The organism is Brevibacterium oceani, assembly GCF_013623835.1.
Classification (GTDB): Bacteria; Actinomycetota; Actinomycetes; order Actinomycetales; family Brevibacteriaceae; genus Brevibacterium; species Brevibacterium oceani.
Genome location: NZ_JABKDE010000005.1, coordinates 183,199 through 200,811 on the forward strand (window position 1 = coordinate 183,199; position 17,613 = coordinate 200,811).

Sequence of the window (17,613 nt, forward strand, 5' to 3'; positions counted from 1 at the left end):
CCCCCGCCCCTTACTGGAACCGGGAGGGGATGAGGTGCTGCGTCGTCGAGATTCCGAGCACCCGCTGCTGACGTGAGAGGTTGTACGTCCGGTCTGACTGCAGGTATTCAACGAGGAAGAGCTTCGCGCCATCCCCGCGCTTGAACATGCCCTTGACCTTGAGTCCGAGCTTCGCCGCCACCAGTGCCTTGTCCTTCGCCACGCCTTCGATGACGACCTGCTCATAGCCCATCCGGGCGAAGTGCGTGACGATAGCGTCCTTGAGTCGGTACGGGGTGGGGTCCCCGATGTTGAACGGTCCAGCGGCCGAGGGCACGTCGAGGCAGGAGAGCGCGGCACGCACGACATTGTCGACATGTGTCAGTGTGATCTTCTGTCGTCCGCCTCCGGGCAGACGCAGCACGCCCTTCTTCGCCAGACCGCGCAGAAACGGCATGAGCATCGTCTCTCCCGGCCCGTAGACGGCTGCGGGCCTGAGGATCGCGGCGTCGGGTCGGATGCGAGCGATGAGCTGCTCGGCCAGGGCATGGGTGCGCGAGTACGCATCGGCGAACTCGGTCGGATCCTTCGGACCGGCCTCCTCCCAGAGTTCGGCATGCGGCGCCGCAGAGGAGTACACCGTCGTCGACGACAGGTGGACGATGCGTGCCTTCGGGAACGCGTCGAGGACGTGGCGGGTGCCCGTCACCTTCACCTCGTAGAGGACGTCGTCATCGGCGCTGACTGACGCGATGCCGGCGCAGTGGAAAACCGCCGTGGTCTTCGCCGCCAGCGAGGTCACAGCCTGCGGAGCGGGTTCGGTGATGTCCCACTGCTGGAAGTTCACTCCCGGAATCTCCGGGTCCCGGCGCCCCAGGGCGTAGACGGTCTCGTCCCGGTCGGCGAGCGCACGAGCGATGGCACCGCCGATGAAGCCGCTGGCTCCCGTCACTATCACTGCCACGTCGAAACCACTCCCGTCCTCATCAGCGCATTCTGCGATTCCTCAGTCTACTCGCGGTGGCGCCACTGCGGCTCTCGTTTGGTCAGGAACGCGTCGATCCCCTCCTGCGCATCGGCCGCAACCGCGTTGTGCGCCATCACCTCGGACATCCGCGCATACGCCTCGACCACCGGCAGTTCACGCTGCTCGTAGAACGCGGCCTTGCCGATCGCGACCGTGGCCGACGAGGCGGACGCGACCTTCCGCGCCAGGTCGAGCGTGGCGGTTTCGAGTTCGTCATCAGCCACGACGTCGGAGACGAGACCGAACCGCAGCGCATCCTCGGCGGAGACGAAGTCCCCGGTCAGCAGCATCCGCATCGCCGTCTTCGCCGGCACCGCACGGGACAGCGCCACCATCGGCGTCGAACAGAACAGACCAATCTTCACCCCCGGTGTCGCAAACCTCGCCGAGGCGGCCGCCACTGCCAGATCGCAGGTGGCCACGAGCTGGCACCCGGCCGCCGTCGCCACTCCCTGCACCTGCGCGATCACCGGCTGCGGGATGTGCTGGATGATCTGCATCAGACGCGAACAGGCATCGAAGATCTCCTGCTGCGTCTCGAGATCCGCTCCGCGGATCTCCCCCAGGTGATGACCGGAACTGAACACATGGCTAGCGGTTGACAACACGACGGCACGCACATCGGTGCGGCGGGCCACCTCGGCGAAGGTGTCGATGAGGTCATTCATCACGGACAGGGACAGGGCGTTGCGCGTGTTCGGTTCATTGATCGTCACGGTCGCGACTCCGTCGTCTGCCGGCGCGAATACAATTGATTCGGACATAGTCACATTCTGTCAAAGATCACACGTCCGGAGCAGTTGCTGTGTCGCCTTTCCGCCCGCGACCGATCTCATCCCCAGGTCGGCAGGGCCCGACGCGAGGGAGAGAACCATGACCACTCTGCTGATGATCATCGGATTCGGTGCCGCGACCTCGGTCGTGGTCGGGCTCGGGCAGAAGCTCAAACTCCCGTGGCCTGCGCTCATGGTCCTCATCGGCATCGCCGGCGCCTTCATCCCCACCTTCGCCGAGATCACCATCGAACCCGAGCTCATCCTGCCCCTGTTCCTGCCGCCGCTGCTCTTCGCCGCCGCGCAGAAAACCTCGTGGGCGCTGTTCGCCATCCGATGGCGGACGATCCTCGGCATGGCCGTGGCCCTGGTCGGGGTGACCGTGGCCGCCGTCGCCGGCTCCGCCCTCCTCCTCATCCCCGGGATCACGATCGCCGCGGCCATCGCCCTGGGTGCGATGCTCGCCCCACCCGATCCGGTGGCCGTCGACGCCGTCGCCGGAACCGTCTCGATCCCGCGCCGGATCATGTCGACCCTGCAGTCGGAGGGACTGTTCAACGATGCCGCCTCCCTCGTCATCTTCCAGACCGCGATGGCCGCGGCGATGGCCGGCACCGAGGTGGACTACGGTCAGCTCGCGATCTCCTTCCTCGTCTCCGCCGTCATCGCCATCCTCGTCGGCCTCCTCGTGTCCTTCGTCGTGTCGTGGGTGATGGAGAAGATCGACCACACGATCGCGCGCTCCTCGCTCATGCTCATGCTGCCCTTCGGCGTCTACCTCATCGCCGAACACTTCCACGCCAGCGGAGTCATCGCCGTCGTCGTCGCCGCCCTCGAGATGCGCCGCCGCGACGTCGAGGGCAACTCGGCCGAACGCGTCACCCAGAACTCGACGTGGCAGGTTCTCGAGATGCTCATCACCGGCATCGCCTTCGGACTCATCGGCCTCGACCTGCGCATGGTCGTCGAGTCCGAGCACGCCGACCTGGGCCGGGCCATCATCGTCGGCCTCATCATCGCCGTGGTCATCATCGGCGTCCGCTTCGGCTGGCTGCTGCTTGGCACCATCCTCAGCCGTCGGCACACCGAGGACGACCCGGATGCCGCCCCGCTCAACCTCCGCGATGCCACGCTGATGACCTGGGGCGGAATGCGCGGACTCGCCACGATCGCCCTGGCCCTGTCGATTCCGGCGACCACCGACACCGGAGAGATCTTCCCCGGACGGTCCTACATCCTCGTCGCTGCCGCCATCATCCTGCTCGTCACCCTCGTCCTGGCGGGGCTGACCTTCCCCGCCGTCGTCGACGGCCTCGGCATCGACGACGAGGCGGAGCGGGAACGCCAAGCAACGAAGGACATCGCACTGCGTGCCTACAAGGCCGCGATCCGACAGATCAAGAACGATGACAGCCTCCCCGACGAGGTGGCCGAACCCCTGCGCGCCCGGTTCAAGGCCCTCCACGCTCAGCTGCTCGGCACGACGGATGACCAGGCGAGTTCCGAACAGGCGACCGCGTTCAAGGAGCACCGGGAGCAGATGCTCACGGTGCAGAAGAAGGCGATGCAGTCCGCCCGCGCCGAGGTGCTCCGCGCCCGCCGCGAGCGAGGCACCGATCCGGAGATCGCCGACAAGGTCCTCCGCCGCTTCGACCTCCAGTCCGTGCTCATGCGGTAGGTGCGGGGCGGGCGAGCGCCCGCACCCGCGCCAGGGCCGGCACTCGGGTCCGCGCACAGGACCGCGCGCGTGTCCGCGCCCGGGTCCGGGCCAGGGTCCGCGCACGCACGAGACGACGAGCCGCCTCGGCGGGGGATCTCCTCGAAATTCTGCTTCGGAATCAAGATTGAGTGGAATAGACTCAACTTTGTCGATGTTGTTCTTTTCGAGAGCTGTAATCAGCACAGAACTTTGAGAAGGAGATGCGTAAATGGACGCTCAGATGACAACCAAATCCCGGGAGGCGCTGCAGACTGCGGTCAACGACGTCGTCGCCCGGCACAACAACCAGATCGAACCGGCCCACCTGGTCGCCGCGCTGCTCAAACAGCCCGACTCCCTGGCCTCGGCCCTGCTGACGAAGGTCGGCGCCGACCCGCAGTCGGTGCTCACCGCGATCGAGGCCGTGATCGGCGGATTCCCCACCGTCAGCGGTTCCTCGGTCAGCCAGCCGGGCCTGTCTCGGTCCGGACTCGAGATGATGAACCTCGCGCAGGAGGAGATGACCGCTCTCGGCGATCAGTTCGTCTCCACCGAGCACCTGCTGCTGGCTGCCGCCGCCGGCAAAGACGGCGCCGGCGATGCGCTGCGTGAGTCAGGAGCCGGACGCGATGCGCTGCTCGCGGCGCTGCCCGAACTGCGCGGAGGCAAGAAGGTCACCTCGGAGAACCCCGAGGAGACGATGCAGTCGCTGGAGAAGTTCGGCGTCGACCTCACCGCCACCGCACGGGAAGGCAAGCTCGACCCGGTGATCGGTCGCGACAAGGAGGTGCGCCGCGTCGTCCAGGTGCTTTCGCGGCGGACGAAGAACAACCCTGTCCTCATCGGCGAGCCCGGTGTCGGCAAGACCGCCGTCGTCGAAGGCCTGGCCCAGCGGATCGTCGCCGGCGACGTTCCCGAATCGCTGCGGGACAAGACGCTCATCAGCCTCGACCTCTCGGCGATGGTCGCCGGTGCGAAGTACCGCGGTGAGTTCGAGGAGCGGCTCAAGGCCGTGCTCGAGGAGATCAAGAACGCCGACGGGCAGATCATCACCTTCATCGACGAGCTCCACACGATCGTCGGTGCCGGCGCCGGCGGCGATTCGTCGATGGACGCGGGCAACATGCTCAAGCCGATGCTCGCCCGCGGTGAGCTGCGCCTGATCGGCGCCACCACCCTCGACGAGTACCGCGAGAACATCGAGAAGGACCCTGCCCTCGAGCGCCGGTTCCAGCAGGTGTTCGTCGGTGAGCCCAGCGTCGAGGACACGATCGCGATCCTCCGTGGACTCAAGGAACGCTACGAAGCCCACCACAAGGTCTCGATCAACGACGGCGCCCTGGTCGCCGCGGCCACCATGTCGAACCGGTACATCACCGGTCGGCAGCTGCCGGACAAGGCCATCGACCTCGTCGACGAGGCGGCGTCCAGACTGCGGATGGAGATCGATTCGGCTCCGGTCGAGATCGATGAGCTCCGTCGTGCCGTCGACCGCCTGAAGATGGAGGACATGGCGCTGGCGAAGGAGACCGACTCCGCCTCGGTCGAACGCCTCAGCGCTCTGCGTGCCGACCTCGCCGACAAGGAGGAGGAGCTGCGCGCCCTCGAAGCGACCTGGGAGTCTCAGCGCGCCGGGCTCAACCGGGTCGGTGAGCTGAAGACGAAGCTCGACGAGCTGCGGTCGGCGGCCGAGAGGGCTCAGCGCGACACGGACCTCGAGACCGCGTCCCGTCTGCTCTACGGGGAGATCCCAGCTGTGCAGAAGGAGATCGCCGAGGCCGAAGCCGAAGAGGCGCAGGCCGAGGCCGGTCAGACCTCGGATCCGATGGTTTCGGACAAGGTCTCCGGCAACGACATCGCCGAGGTGGTCTCGTCGTGGACCGGCATCCCTGCGGGACGACTCATGCAGGGTGAGATCGAGAAGCTGCTCGGGGCGGAGAACGTCCTCGGTGAGCGTCTCATCGGTCAGAAGGACGCCGTCGCCGCGGTCTCCGACGCCATCCGCCGTTCGCGTGCGGGTGTCGCCGATCCGGATCGACCGACGGGTTCGTTCCTGTTCCTCGGGCCCACCGGTGTCGGTAAGACAGAGCTCGCGAAATCCCTCGCCGACTTCCTCTTCGACGATGAGAAGGCCCTGATCAGGATCGACATGAGCGAATACGGTGAGAAGCACACCGTGTCCCGCCTCGTCGGTGCTCCTCCCGGCTACGTCGGCTACGACGAGGGCGGTCAGCTCACCGAGGCGGTCCGCCGTCGGCCCTATTCGGTGGTCCTGCTCGATGAGGTGGAGAAGGCGCACCCGAGTGTCTTCGACATCCTGCTGCAGGTCCTCGACGACGGTCGGCTCACCGACGGTCAGGGTCGCACAGTCGACTTCAGGAACACCATCCTGATCCTCACCTCGAACCTCGGTTCGCAGTTCCTCGTCGACACGTCATTGTCCGATGCGGAGCAGCGAGAGAAGGTCATGGATGTCGTGCACGCGACGTTCAAGCCCGAGTTCCTCAACCGCCTCGACGACATCGTGCTCTTCGACGCCCTCGGCAAGGACGAGCTCGCCTCGATCGTCGACCTGCAGATCCAGCACATGGCGCGCAGGCTCTCCGATCGCAGGATCTCGCTCGAGGTCACGCAGGGTGCCGAAGACTGGTTGGCCCTCGAAGGCTACGACCCGGCATTCGGTGCCAGGCCGCTGCGCAGGCTGGTCCAGCGCGAGATCGGCGACAAGCTGGCCCGCGCCCTGCTGGCCGGTGACATCGTCGACGGTGACACCGTCGTGGTCGACCTGCCCGAAGACCCCGAGACCCGAGGCCTGGAGCTGCGCCCGAAGCGGTAACGCTCCGGGGCACATTCTGCGCTGGGCAGCCCAGTTTCGGAACTGGGCCGCCCAGCGCAGAGTGTGGAGAACCGGAATCTGCTCAGCGAAAGGAGACGGCTCAGGCGCGCGACTTCGCTGCGGAACTCGACTTCCCACCCGCCTTCGCACCGGAACCCGCCTTTGCACCGGGAGCACCCGCGGCTCCACCCGCGGGTCCACCCGCGGCCCGCGGCGCGGTCGACGTCCACCAGTGCCTGAGATATGCGGCAAGCTTCGCGAACGACCGGTCGCGGATGAAGATCGCGTCGACGGCGATCATCGTCAGGGAGAACCACGGCAGGCCCATGAGCAGCGCGATGCCGAGGTGGAAGGACAGGATGCCGAGCAGCGCGACGATCCGGGTGTAGCGGTTGAAGAGCATGAAGGGGAACGCGCACTGGAAGAGGATCGACCCCCACGAGATCGCGACCACCATCGGCCCCCACGCCGTCATCAGGTCCGAGAGCACCGGCCAAGTCCCGAACTGCTGCGTGTGCAGCGGGTTGTAGACGGCGAAGCCGTGCTGCCATGCGCTACCGCCGGCCTTGTACAGGCCGCCGGACATGTAGATCGCACATACCTGGAAGGCGAGCACGACGATGGCGAGGTTGTTCGCCATGACGAGCGCCCACCGCCACGAGCCTCCGTCGGCCTCGGGGTCCCGCCCGGCCCGTGCCCGCCGCCTGGCATCGAGCGACCACCTCCGGGTTGTGTCCGCGAAGAGGAGGGCGATCATGAACATGCGGTAGGCGTTGTCGCCCTGGTCGCCGGCCCCGTCGTTGAGCTCGATGAAGCTCACCCACAGCACGAGGTAGAACGGCAGGACGATCCGCGTCCGCCACCCGAGGATGATCACCACGGCCAGGACCGCCAGACCGAGCATCATCGCCGTGAACAGCGGCGGCACCGTCACCGCCCGGTGGAAGAGGGAGAAGAGCCAGATGTTCGGGAAGTCGCTCTTGGGTTCGGCGATCTCGCCGTTCCAGGCCGCCCCCACGCCGAACGTGTAGTGCCGTGCGTTGAAGTTCGTGAGGATGAGGCCGAGCCCGGTGATCCCGATGAGTATCCGCGTCACCGCGAGCCCGTAGGTCGCGTGATAGCGGCCGGTGAGCATCTCCTCGAGCCAATTCCAGCCGTTCGCGATCTTCGTCCGCACGAGCGTCGTCAGCGGAACGAGTCCGACCGCGCCGACTCCGTCGTCACCGTGATCCCGCGCCGAGGCGGCCGTTCCGTCATCGCGCACCGCGTCGTCACCGTGAACCGTTCCGTCATCGCGCACCGCAGAGTCCTTCGCCCGCTCCTTCGCCGAGGTGGCCGTGTCCTCCTCGTAGATCGGCACCTTCCCTGCCCCGTCCTTCGGGGTCGTCTTATCACTGTTCACCGACGCACCTCACTTCGTCGGAGGAGCAGAAGTACTTCGTGAACTCCTCTTGGGACTGATGCTTCTCGGTCACCAGCGCACGCCATCCCACCGGCACCGGCTGGATGTCCGGACGTTCGGCGTTCTTGTCGTTGCGGTCGGCGAAGGGCACGACGTTCCGGCGGGCCGCCTGATACTGCACTCGCTGCACGTCATCACCCCAGATCGCCTTCGCCACCTGCGTCGCATAGGCCGTGGCGGTGTGCTCGCTCTCGAGGTAGGACGACACCGTGTTCTTCGGATCGTCGTACTCCCCCAGCTTCGTCTCCAACCGGTCGACCGAGTCATCGCCCTTGAAGTAGTCGAGCTTGACGATCGCCTTCTGATCGTCGGGCAGGTCCTCCCACGAGCCTTTGATGTCCGAGGCCACACCAATGCCCAGCCCTGCCGACCGCGGCGGGAACAGCTTGTACGTCGAGTGGTCGAGCTCGACGTCGGTGGCCCTGACCCACTGGGTGATCTCCTCGCCCTTATCGGTCTTGATCACCGCACGGACATCGAAGTAGTAGTCGCCGTTGATCGGCTCGGGTGCGAACACGCTCCAGGACTGGCCCCACATCGGGATCATGTACTTCGACAGCAGGTCTCCGGGTATGACCTCTCTCAACGTCGAGGAGGGGGCGATCCACAGGAAGCTGGCGAAGAGGTGGAAGCCGGTGATCGCCATGGCGATCACCATCAGGGTCCGCTTCACCACCGAACGTGGCCGAGGCGTGTCCTCGGTCGGCTTGTTGTCCATCTCGGTTCCAAATTCTCTTAAGCGAATACTCGTGCCGGCACCGGATCAGGGGCCCGTCCGGGCCGCTTTCCGACGCCCGTGGTGACGGCACACAGTCATTAGGGTACTTCAGCCGTGGCTATGATTGCCCTGCTCGGCGGACATCTCTGCCCTGACGACTGCGGCAGAATCCCTGGTCGAACGATCATTCCACCACCTCGCCGGACCCGTTCTTCCGCACCGCCCAGGGCGCCAAGCAGCCTTACCGCAGCGAGCGCAGCCAGCCCTTGACCGCCTCGGTGCTCTCCCCCAGACGCGGCGGCGCCAGCTCATAGCTGGCGGGCGTCTGCGAGAGTCGGATCGGGTTGGCGACGGTGGGGATGACACGGTCGCCGGCACCCGCCTCGGCGACGGGGTCGAGCCCCAGCGACGATGCCAGGTCCACGCCTTCGGCGATCGAGTTGATCGGTGCGCAGGGCAGCCCCGCCTCGGTGAGGATGTCGAACCACTCCTGGTTCGTCTTCTCACTCAGCGCCGCGATCAGCCCGGGCTCGAGCTCGGCTCGGTGGACGTTGCGGTCGGCGAAGTTCGCGAACCGCTCGTCCTCGGCCCATTCGGGGTGGCCGAGCACCTCGGCGAGGCGGACGAACTGTTTGTCGTTGCCACAGGCGATGATGATCTGGCCCTCGGCAGTGGGCATCGGCTGGTACGGGTAGAGGCTCGGATGCTCGTTGCCCATCGCCTGCGGCACCACTCCGCCGGCCACATATGCCGAGGTCTGATTCGCCAGGCCCGACAGCGCCGAGGACAGCAGATTCGTCTCGACGAGTTGGCCGAATCCGGTGTCCTTCCGGTGGTTCAGCGCACCGAGGATGCCGACCGCCGTGTGCAGTCCGGTGATCACGTCGACGACGGCGACACCAGCCTTGACCGGGCCCGATTCCGTCGAGCCGGTGACGGACATGAACCCGGACAGGCCCTGGATGAGCAGGTCGTACCCGGGCATCGGATTGTCCCGGCCGAACCCGGTCACCGACGCGTAGACGATGCCCGGATTGACGGCTGAGACCGTGTCGTAGTCGAGGCCGTACTTCGCCAGTCCCCCGGCCTTGAAGTTCTCGACGAGGACGTCGGAGCGTGCCGCCAGCTGCTGCGCGAATGCGAGATCGTCGTCAGCCTTGAAGTCGAGCACGACCGAATGCTTGTTCCGATTCGCCGTGAGGAAGTACGTGGCATCGTCCCCTCGCCGAGGCGGCGCCCAGTGCCGTGTGTCGTCCCCGGTCTTGCCCTCCACCTTGATGACCGTGGCCCCGAGGTCCGCGAGCATCATCGTCGCGTAGGGTCCGGCGAGCACCCGGGAGAAGTCGGCGACGAGCGTTCCGGCCAGCGGACCCGTCCCCTGCCGGCCGAACGACTCGTGCTGATCCTGCTCTTCCACTTCCTGCCTCCTTCGGCACCTGCGAACACTGACTGCGCGCCAGGTCATTGACTCCACGCCAGACTATACGGACTCCCGAACACGCCCACTGCCCCGGTCTCGGCACTGTGCTTCGGCGGATGTGCGGCACCGGGCGGAGGTACGGAATCCGTCGCGCCCGAACGCTGCGAAATCGCTAGACTCGAGCCAAGCTCCACCGTCGAAGGGACCGATGATGACCGTGCACATGCCTGCCGAGACCGCCGCCCAGGACCGCGTCTGGATGGCGTTCCCGTCCTCCGGCTACGCACTCGGCGATACGGAGGCCGAGGCCGAGGCGGCCCGCGCCACCTGGGCGGCCGTCGCCCGCGCCACGAGCGAGTTCACCCCCGTTACGGTCGTCGTCACGAGTGCACAGGCGGACCAGGCCAAGCGCCACCTCGGCGAGGGGACGAATCATCCGATCGAGATCGTCACTGCCGATCTCGACGATGCGTGGATGCGCGACATCGGGCCGAGTTTCGTCGTCGACGACGAGGGCGGGCTGCGCGCTGTGGACTGGGTGTTCAACGGCTGGGGTGCGCAGGAGTGGGCGAAGTGGGACCACGATGAGCACATCGGACGATTCGTCGCGGAGCTCGCCGGGACTCCCGTCATCGACTCGCAGCTGCGCAACGAAGGCGGAGGATTCCATGTCGACGGCCGGGGCACAGTGCTGGCCACGCGCAGCGTCCAGCTCGACCCGGGCCGCAATCCGGGAATGACCGAGGCCGAGGTCGAGGCGGAGTTCGCACGCACGATCGGGGCGAAGAAGGTCATCTGGCTCGACCGCGGACTGCACCGGGACAATCAGACCTTCGGCACCCGCGGCCATGTCGACATCGTCGCCACGATGCCCAGCCCCGGAGTCGTACTCGTCCACGATCAGCGCAATCCTGAACACCCGGACTTCGAATTCAGTCGGGCGCTGAAGGAGCAGTTCGCCGCCGAGACCACCGCCGACGGTGTGCCCTTCGAAGTGGTGCCGATCCCCGCACCCGAGGTGCTGCGCGACGAGGAGGGGTGGGTCGACTACTCCTACGTCAACCACCTGGTGACGAACGGCGGAGTCATCGCGTGCACCTTCGATGATCCGATGGACGCCGAGGCGGCCGCGATCCTCGAACGCGTGTACCCCGGGCGGACGGTCGTCGGGGTCGATGCGCGTGAGCTCTACGCCCGCGGCGGCGGGATCCACTGCATCACCCAGCAGCAGCCGAGCGTGGGTTGAGCGCGGATTCGGCATGGACGTGTCTAACAGCAAGCCTCACGCAGCCCCCACGGTATAAGCTGGTGAGCAAGGACACAGTGCACGTGCGCTGATCACACCGAAGTCCGGATCTGTGTCCCGCAGCAGTGCGGGCCACAGCGACAGCAAGTTGCGAAGAGGAGCAGACAATGAAGAAGAGATTGATTCTCCTGGCCGGTCTCGGAGTCGGATTCATTCTCGGATCACGCACCGGTCGCCAGAGCTATGAACGGCTCAAGGCGCAGGCTCAGGATCTGTGGACCGACCCGCGTGTCCAGGACACCGTCGAGAAGGCCAACCAGTCCATCCGCGAGAAGTCCCCGGCCGTCGCCGACGCCGTGCAGACCGCCGCGGACAAGGTCAACGCCGCAGCGGCAACGGACTCCCCCGTCTCCGGATTCGACGGCGACGATGACGGTTCGGCCGCCTCGGCGAGCTCATCGGGCGGTGCGACGAAGAGCGCCTCGACGGGTTCGACCGCCTCGACGGCTTCAGCCGGCGGAGCGAAGAGCACTCCGAAGACCGCGTCCAAGAGCGCTCACGAGAAGACGCACGACTCGATCGGCGACCCCGAGCGTCACCTCGACGACGAAGGGCCCGCCGGACTCTCCGACGACGACTGAGCCGCAGCCGATGCGCATTCGACTGTGAATGCTTGAGAGTGAAAGGGCGGCGGAACTGGTCACGGTTCCGCCGCCCTTCGCTGTCCCCGCCGACGCCCCGCGCACCCGTCCGTGTGAACGCATGCCTGACCGTTCCCGCCGCGCGCGGCCGGCGTCTACAACAGCGAACTCGTCAGCCGCGCGACGTTCTCCACGTATTTCCTCAGCAGCGGCCGGTTCGCCCATTCCTCGGCGTCGAGTTCGACGGAGTTCGGGGCGTAGCGTTCGGCCTCGAGGTCGTACATGCGCTGAGTGAACTCCTTGTTGACGATGAACATCGTGGCCTCGAGGTTCATCGCGAACGACCTCTCGTCCATGTTCGAGGAGCCGACGATCGAGACCTCGTCATCGATGATGAGGAACTTCGAGTGCAGCACCGTCGGCGCGTGGTACATGAAGATCCGCACCCCTGCCCGGACGAGGTCGTCATAGTAGGACTGCTGGGCCTTGTGCGTGAGCCAATGGTCGCTGGTCTCACCCACGTACAGGCGCACATCGACACCCGACCGGGCCTCGGTGGTCAGGGCGTGGAGCAGCGACTCGTCGGGCACGAAGTACGGGGAGCACACGACGACGGTGCGGTTCGCGTTGTAGATGAGGTGGTTGAACAGGCGCAGGTTGTTCTCGTCCTCGAACCCCGGCCCCGAGGGCACCACCTGAGCCTGGATGCCGCCGGACTCGGGTGCCTCGAGGTCGAAGCTGTCGGGTTCGTCGATGATCTCGTTCGTCTCCGAATACCAGTCGGTGACGAACACGGCATCGAGCTCCTCGACGACCGGTCCTCGGCACTCGAGCGACAGGTCCTTCCACTGGAAGCCCTTCCGCAGATTCCGCCGCTTGTTGTAGGAGCGGTCGATGATGTTCTGCGAACCGGTGAACGCCACGTCTCCGTCGACGACGAGGATCTTGCGATGATTGCGCAGGTCGGGCCGCTGGTACTCGCCTCGCCAAGGCCGAATCGGCAGCGCCCGCCGCCAGCTCACTCCCGAAACGTCGAGGCGCTTGACCAGCTCCGAATAGCCCGGGTATCCCAACGAGCCGACGTGATCGATGAGTATCCGCACCCGCACCCCGCGCTTATGCGCGGCCAGCAGCGATTCGAGCAGCCGCCTCGTCGTGTCGTCGATCGCGACGATGTAGAACTCGAAGTGCACGTACCTCTCAGCCCGGTCGACGGCGTCGGCCATCGCGTCCATACATGCGTGGTTGTCCACGTGCAGGTCGAAGGCGTTGCCGTGGGTCATCGGCAGCGCTCCGAGGTCGAAGTTCAGCTGCGCGGCGGTGCTCAGCGGCTCGGGCATGTGGGCATGTTCGCCGATGATCGCCCGGTTGCGCAGCTGGTCGCGGATGAGGTCGTTGATCTGTGACTGCTTGTCCCGCCGCCGCTTCGGCAGTTTCGCCGAGCCGAGCAGCAGGAACGCGAGGATGCCCACATAGGGGATGAGGAAGATCGCCAGCAGCCAGCCGAGCGCGACCGAGGGTTTGCGGTTGTGCGGGATCCACCCGAGCGCGATGATGCGGATCACGAGGTCGATGAGCAGGAGGACGAAGATCAGCCAGTTCGGCCACGCCTGATCGATCGTGATGAACGGATAGATCCCGAAGTTGTTCATAAATTGCCCGTTCAGCCCCGCCCTGGTTCGTCAACGGATGGGTTCCGCGCCTCGCCGGGAGGCTGTCGCTTCGCCTCCCATCGTATCGTGGCGTCTCTTCCGTTCACACGAGGCCATCCCCTCTGACCATGGAAATCATCCGTCTCCCACTGTCGGGCCACCTCGGCGAGGATGCCCAGCGCCGCGTCGGGGAACGTGGAAGGATCAGCCCCGCGGCACGGCCACACGACCGCCCCGCACCGAGGTGGGAAACGTGAACGGAACCGCCCCGCCGTCCCTCGCCGAGGCGGGGGTGGGCATACTGGGAGGTGACGTGTGCAGGCGAGAGCGAGGGTGCTGAGAGTGATCCGAGACATCAATCCCGAGGGTTCCGACCGTTCGGACATGGCCGACGCCGCCAGCCGCGGTCCCGACGTCACCGATCCCGAGGCGGTGCCGGTTCGGCCCGCCGTGAGCGTCCTCATGCTCCGCGACGGGGCCGAGGGTCTCGAGGTCTTCGTCCAGCACCGGGTCTCGACGATGGACTTCGCGGCCGGCGTCGTCGTCTTCCCCGGCGGACGAGTCGATCCCGTCGACCGGGAGTCCTCCCGGACCATCACCGTGTCCGATCCGCACGTGCACACCTCCGCGTGGTCGCAGTCGACCATCGCCGAGGAGGCCGAAGGGTGGCGGGTCCTGCTTGCCACCGCCGTGCGCGAGGTCGAGGAGGAGACGGGTGCGGTGCTCGATCCCAGCGGGCTGGCTCCGTGGGCGAACTGGGTGACCCCCATCGGTCGGCCCAAGCGCTTCGACACCTACTTCTATGTGACCGCCGCGCACGAGCTGGCCACCGCCCACCATCAGACGACGGAGGCGCACACGAGCGAGTGGCTTCCCGTCGCCGGAATCCTCGAGTCCGAGGGCCAGGGGGCGCTCAAGCTCATGCGTCCGACATTCGTTCTGCTGCGTGAGCTGTCCGGGTTCGCGAACGTCGCCGAGGTGCTCGGAGCGCAGCGGGTCATCGATCCCGTCCGCCCGGACTTCCCCTCCAACCGCGGGTCCTGAGCCGGGGCTGCCGCACTGCGGCCGATTCTGGTCAACCCTTCGCGCGTGCCTTCATGGCCGCGAGGCGCTCGGCGACGACCTGCTGCTGTTCCTCGGTGCCGAGCAGCGAGGCCAGGGCCTCCTGTTCGGCGTCGAGCCCGCTGCTGAGATCGGAGTCGTAGGAGAGATCGACGAGCCGCTTGGCCCACACGAGCGCCGAACGCGACTGTCCGGCGATCTGCGCGGCGAGTTCGAGGGCGCGGACGATCGGATCCTCGGCGACCTCATCGACGAGGCCGATGCGGAACGCTTCATCCGCGCCGATCGTGTCGGCGGTGACGATGAGCTTCTTCGCCTGTGCCGGTCCGACGAGGCGCGGCAGCAGCTGGGTGCCGCACATGTCGGGGATGATGCCCCACTTGAGCTCCATGAGGGAGAGCTTCACATCGGGGGCGGCCACTCTCATGTCCGCGCCGAGGGCGATCTGGAATCCGCCGCCGAGCGCGGCTCCGCGGACCGCGGCGATGACCGGCACCTCGACGAGCGACCAGATGTGCACGGCCTTCTGTGCCAGTGCCCGAGCCGAGCCGAGGCGGGTGCCGACCTGGACCACCGTGGCCAGGGAGTCGCCGGAGTCCCCGGAATCGCGGGGGTCCCCGGACTCCGCTGTGCCAGCGGCACCGTCTCTCGCCTCGGAGGTGGACGCGGCCCCCTCCTCTTCACGAGCCGAGCGAGCTTCCTCGTCTTCGCTGGCCGGGCCAGTCCCCTCCTCTTCCGCGGCCGAGCGGGTCGCGGCTCCGGACTTCGCGATCCGGGCCATTTCGGTGAAGTCGAGTCCGGCGCTGAAGGCCCGACCCCGGCCGGACAGGACCACGGCCTTGACCTCGGTCGACTCCCTGATCGCCAGTCCCGCCTCGACGAGGTCTTCGAAGACCTCGCGGGTCAGGGAGTTGAGCTTTTCGGCACGGTCGATCTCGACGTGGGCGACGCCGTCGCTGAGGCTGTAGACGACGGTCTCGTTCGCGGTCTGGGGCATGGCGGACCTTTCGGTGACGGGCCGGACTCTGCGGATTCCGGCATCGGCGTGATGATGACCGCCGGACCGGGCGGGGACTCCGTCAGCCCTGAACGATCGATCAGTTGCGTTTCCTGAAGCCTATCGGAGCTCCGGTCAGCGTCAAGACCAGCACCGCGATGAGGGAGGTCGCGCACATCGCGACGACGCCGGGCCAGGCGAAGTCGGTGAACAGGACCGCCGACAGCCAGGCACCGAGGCTCGTGCCGAGGTAGTAGACGGTGAGGTAGATGGCAGCCGAGCGGGTTGAGTCGACCCCGGGGCGGGCGGCGCTGGCAGCCGCGGAGGCGCCGGTGTGTCCGATGAAGAACCCGGCGGTGAGCAGGGACATGCCGAGGACGATGACGACGAGCGAGTCGACGAGGGTCAGGCCCGCGCCGGCGAGCGCGATGACCATGCCGATGAGTGTCAGCCGGGTCCGCGAGAATTTCGTGGCCAGTCGCCCATAGTAGGTGGTCACGACGGTGCCGACGAGGTAGATGAGGAAGAACAGGGCGACCGCGCCCTCGCTGAGGTTCCACGGATCCTGCTGCAGCCGGGTGCCGAGCATGGTGAACGATCCGCCGAAGACGATCATGCACAGGAATCCGGTGAGGTAGATCCGCCACAGTCCCCCGCGGAGGGGAATCGCCCGCCGAGGCGGCTCCGGGTCGGCCGTGCCACGATCAGGGTCGGCGGTCCCACCGCCAGGGTCGGCAACCTCGGCGGGGATGGGGTCAGTGTCATGGCCGAGGGGATCACGGTCATGGGCGGCGCGGTTGCGTGCGGTGGAGAACAGGTCGTGGCGCAGCAGCCAGACGACGATGAGGCCGAAGAGCAGCGAGATCCCAGCGGTGAAGGCCAGGCCACCGTGCCAGCCGAGGAACTCGGAGGCCAGACCGGTGAGCAGGCGCGAGCACAGACCGCCGATCGTGTTGCCGGCGATGTAGACCCCGATCGCACCGGGCAGGGCCTGTGGCGGCAGACGCAGGGAGAGGTAGGCCATGGCCGTCGCCGGCACCGAGGCGATCGCCACCCCCTGGAGGAACCGGACGGCGATGAGCAGCTCGGGAGTCGGAGTGAAGGGCAGGATGAGGGCGAGGATCGCGGCGACGATGACGCCGGCGCCGATCTGCCGGGCGTGGCCGATGCAGGGGGCCAGGGCCGAGAACGGGATGAGGAAGACCGCCATGGCCACGTTCGTCGCCGAGACGGTCAGGCTCGCCGTCGGTCCGTCGATGCCGTAGGCATCGCGGATGGCCGGCAGCAGTCCCTGGGTCTCGTAGAGGATGAGAAAGACGGAGACACCGGCGAGGAAGACCGCCGCTACGGTTCGCCGAGTGCTTGTCGGACTCGGCTCACCAGTGCTCATGGATCCAACGCTATGCTTGTCCAGAGCATTGCCCCAAACGATTCCGGGGTGCGGACCATGTGAGAACGGACACCGCCGGGTCGGACGCGGAGGATAACCCCATCGCCGAGACGGCCCCCGCCTTCTAGGCTGAAGTCAGACCTTGAGACGACGGTGAGCTCCGCTCGTCGGCGCACGCACCGCAGATGAGCGAATGGGAGAACAGGATGTCCGCGACCACCGAGATTCCCGTGACCTCGCCCTGCCCCATACCCGACACCGACGCCGGCAACGCTCCCGACACCACCAGCGCCGCACCCACCTCCTCCCCGGCCATCGACGCAGCGCTCGTCTCACCGCTGGCCGATGGCGCCGGTGCCACCGACACCGAAACGCGTGGGAACCGGTCCTTCGTCATCACGTGGATCCTGTCCCTCTTATTGGGATTCCTCGGTCTCGATCGGTTCTACACCGGGCGATACCGCACGGGCGCACTCAAGCTGCTCAGCCTCGGCGGGTGGGGGATCTGGTGGATCATCGATCTCGTCACGGTCCTCGCCGGCGGACTTCGCTATGATTCGCGGCCGCTGCGCGGGTTCGGTCAGGACAAGGAGATCGCGTGGATCGCGACGGGTCTGACGATCATCGTCGCTTACTCGATGCAGGTCGATGAGCTGCTTCTCGCGCTGCTGACTCGTCTCGGCTGATTCTGCACCGCCCGGCCCGGCTCTC

At 66.7% G+C, this 17,613-nt stretch carries 14 protein-coding genes; 6 read left to right on the forward strand and 8 right to left on the reverse strand.

Annotated elements, in window-relative coordinates:
• Positions 1–10 precede the first annotated feature (10 nt).
• On the reverse strand, positions 11–943 hold the full coding sequence (locus tag HK401_RS12740; RefSeq protein WP_181275044.1) for an NAD-dependent epimerase/dehydratase family protein: 933 nt from the start codon (positions 941–943) through the stop codon (positions 11–13).
• A 47-nt stretch (positions 944–990) separates the two neighbouring features.
• The gene (locus HK401_RS12745; protein ID WP_181275045.1) at positions 991–1,770 is read right to left on the reverse strand and encodes an enoyl-CoA hydratase; all 780 of its coding nucleotides are present in this window, start codon (positions 1,768–1,770) and stop codon (positions 991–993) included.
• 109 nt (positions 1,771–1,879) lie between these two features.
• Here HK401_RS12745 and HK401_RS12750 point away from each other — a divergent pair, with 109 nt between their 5' ends.
• Positions 1,880–3,457 (forward strand): Na+/H+ antiporter, encoded by a 1,578-nt coding sequence (locus HK401_RS12750; protein WP_181275046.1) that lies wholly within the window; start codon positions 1,880–1,882, stop codon positions 3,455–3,457.
• 250 nt (positions 3,458–3,707) lie between these two features.
• Positions 3,708–6,314, forward strand: coding sequence for an ATP-dependent chaperone ClpB (gene clpB / locus HK401_RS12755; RefSeq protein WP_181275047.1), 2,607 nt, complete (start codon positions 3,708–3,710; stop codon positions 6,312–6,314).
• A 100-nt stretch (positions 6,315–6,414) separates the two neighbouring features.
• On the opposite strand, the gene HK401_RS12760 is transcribed toward clpB, so the two are convergent.
• From HK401_RS12760 to HK401_RS12770, 3 genes are all read right to left on the reverse strand, one after another.
• Positions 6,415–7,716 carry an HTTM domain-containing protein gene (locus tag HK401_RS12760; RefSeq protein ID WP_309135982.1) on the reverse strand — a complete coding sequence of 434 codons (1,302 nt, stop codon included), beginning with the start codon at positions 7,714–7,716 and terminating at the stop codon, positions 6,415–6,417.
• A complete protein-coding gene (locus HK401_RS12765) occupies positions 7,706–8,494 on the reverse strand; it encodes a DUF5819 family protein (RefSeq protein ID WP_181275048.1) in 789 nt (262 codons plus the stop codon). Before HK401_RS12765 ends, HK401_RS12760 begins: the two co-directional genes overlap by 11 nt.
• Positions 8,495–8,735: 241 nt before the next feature.
• Positions 8,736–9,911: a CaiB/BaiF CoA transferase family protein gene (locus HK401_RS12770; protein ID WP_309135983.1), complete on the reverse strand. Its 1,176-nt coding sequence runs from the start codon at positions 9,909–9,911 to the stop codon at positions 8,736–8,738.
• 211 nt (positions 9,912–10,122) lie between these two features.
• On the opposite strand from HK401_RS12770, the gene HK401_RS12775 reads away from it, so the two are divergent.
• Both HK401_RS12775 and HK401_RS12780 read left to right on the forward strand, forming a co-directional pair.
• Positions 10,123–11,160, forward strand: coding sequence for an agmatine deiminase family protein (locus tag HK401_RS12775; protein ID WP_373563655.1), 1,038 nt, complete (start codon positions 10,123–10,125; stop codon positions 11,158–11,160).
• A 167-nt stretch (positions 11,161–11,327) separates the two neighbouring features.
• Positions 11,328–11,801 carry a hypothetical protein gene (locus HK401_RS12780; protein ID WP_181275051.1) on the forward strand — a complete coding sequence of 158 codons (474 nt, stop codon included), beginning with the start codon at positions 11,328–11,330 and terminating at the stop codon, positions 11,799–11,801.
• A 155-nt stretch (positions 11,802–11,956) separates the two neighbouring features.
• Here HK401_RS12780 and cls read toward each other — a convergent pair whose 3' ends face one another.
• Entirely contained in the window at positions 11,957–13,453 is a 1,497-nt protein-coding gene (gene cls, locus HK401_RS12785) for a cardiolipin synthase (RefSeq protein ID WP_181275052.1), read from the reverse strand.
• A 342-nt stretch (positions 13,454–13,795) separates the two neighbouring features.
• Here cls and HK401_RS12790 point away from each other — a divergent pair, with 342 nt between their 5' ends.
• Complete coding sequence (locus tag HK401_RS12790) at positions 13,796–14,497, forward strand: NUDIX hydrolase (RefSeq protein ID WP_309135984.1); 702 nt, start codon at positions 13,796–13,798, stop codon at positions 14,495–14,497.
• Between the two features lie 31 nt (positions 14,498–14,528).
• Here the strand turns inward: HK401_RS12790 and HK401_RS12795 are convergent, their stop codons facing one another.
• Positions 14,529–15,512 carry an enoyl-CoA hydratase-related protein gene (locus tag HK401_RS12795; RefSeq protein WP_181275053.1) on the reverse strand — a complete coding sequence of 328 codons (984 nt, stop codon included), beginning with the start codon at positions 15,510–15,512 and terminating at the stop codon, positions 14,529–14,531.
• 100 nt (positions 15,513–15,612) lie between these two features.
• On the reverse strand, positions 15,613–16,902 hold the full coding sequence (locus tag HK401_RS12800; protein WP_181275054.1) for an MFS transporter: 1,290 nt from the start codon (positions 16,900–16,902) through the stop codon (positions 15,613–15,615).
• A gap of 206 nt (positions 16,903–17,108) precedes the next feature.
• Here HK401_RS12800 and HK401_RS12805 point away from each other — a divergent pair, with 206 nt between their 5' ends.
• Positions 17,109–17,588: a TM2 domain-containing protein gene (locus HK401_RS12805; RefSeq protein ID WP_181275055.1), complete on the forward strand. Its 480-nt coding sequence runs from the start codon at positions 17,109–17,111 to the stop codon at positions 17,586–17,588.
• The last annotated feature ends 25 nt before the right edge of the window (positions 17,589–17,613 follow it).

Coding starts and splice junctions, on each gene's coding strand:
- HK401_RS12745 (WP_181275045.1), bottom strand. CDS start 1,770: ATGTCCGAATCAATTGTATTCGCGCCGGCAGACGACGGAGTCGCGACC.
- HK401_RS12750 (WP_181275046.1), top strand. CDS start 1,880: ATGACCACTCTGCTGATGATCATCGGATTCGGTGCCGCGACCTCGGTC.
- clpB (WP_181275047.1), top strand. CDS start 3,708: ATGGACGCTCAGATGACAACCAAATCCCGGGAGGCGCTGCAGACTGCG.
- HK401_RS12765 (WP_181275048.1), bottom strand. CDS start 8,494: ATGGACAACAAGCCGACCGAGGACACGCCTCGGCCACGTTCGGTGGTG.
- HK401_RS12775 (WP_373563655.1), top strand. CDS start 10,123: ATGATGACCGTGCACATGCCTGCCGAGACCGCCGCCCAGGACCGCGTC.
- HK401_RS12780 (WP_181275051.1), top strand. CDS start 11,328: ATGAAGAAGAGATTGATTCTCCTGGCCGGTCTCGGAGTCGGATTCATT.
- cls (WP_181275052.1), bottom strand. CDS start 13,453: ATGAACAACTTCGGGATCTATCCGTTCATCACGATCGATCAGGCGTGG.
- HK401_RS12795 (WP_181275053.1), bottom strand. CDS start 15,512: ATGCCCCAGACCGCGAACGAGACCGTCGTCTACAGCCTCAGCGACGGC.
- HK401_RS12800 (WP_181275054.1), bottom strand. CDS start 16,902: ATGAGCACTGGTGAGCCGAGTCCGACAAGCACTCGGCGAACCGTAGCG.
- HK401_RS12805 (WP_181275055.1), top strand. CDS start 17,109: ATGTCCGCGACCACCGAGATTCCCGTGACCTCGCCCTGCCCCATACCC.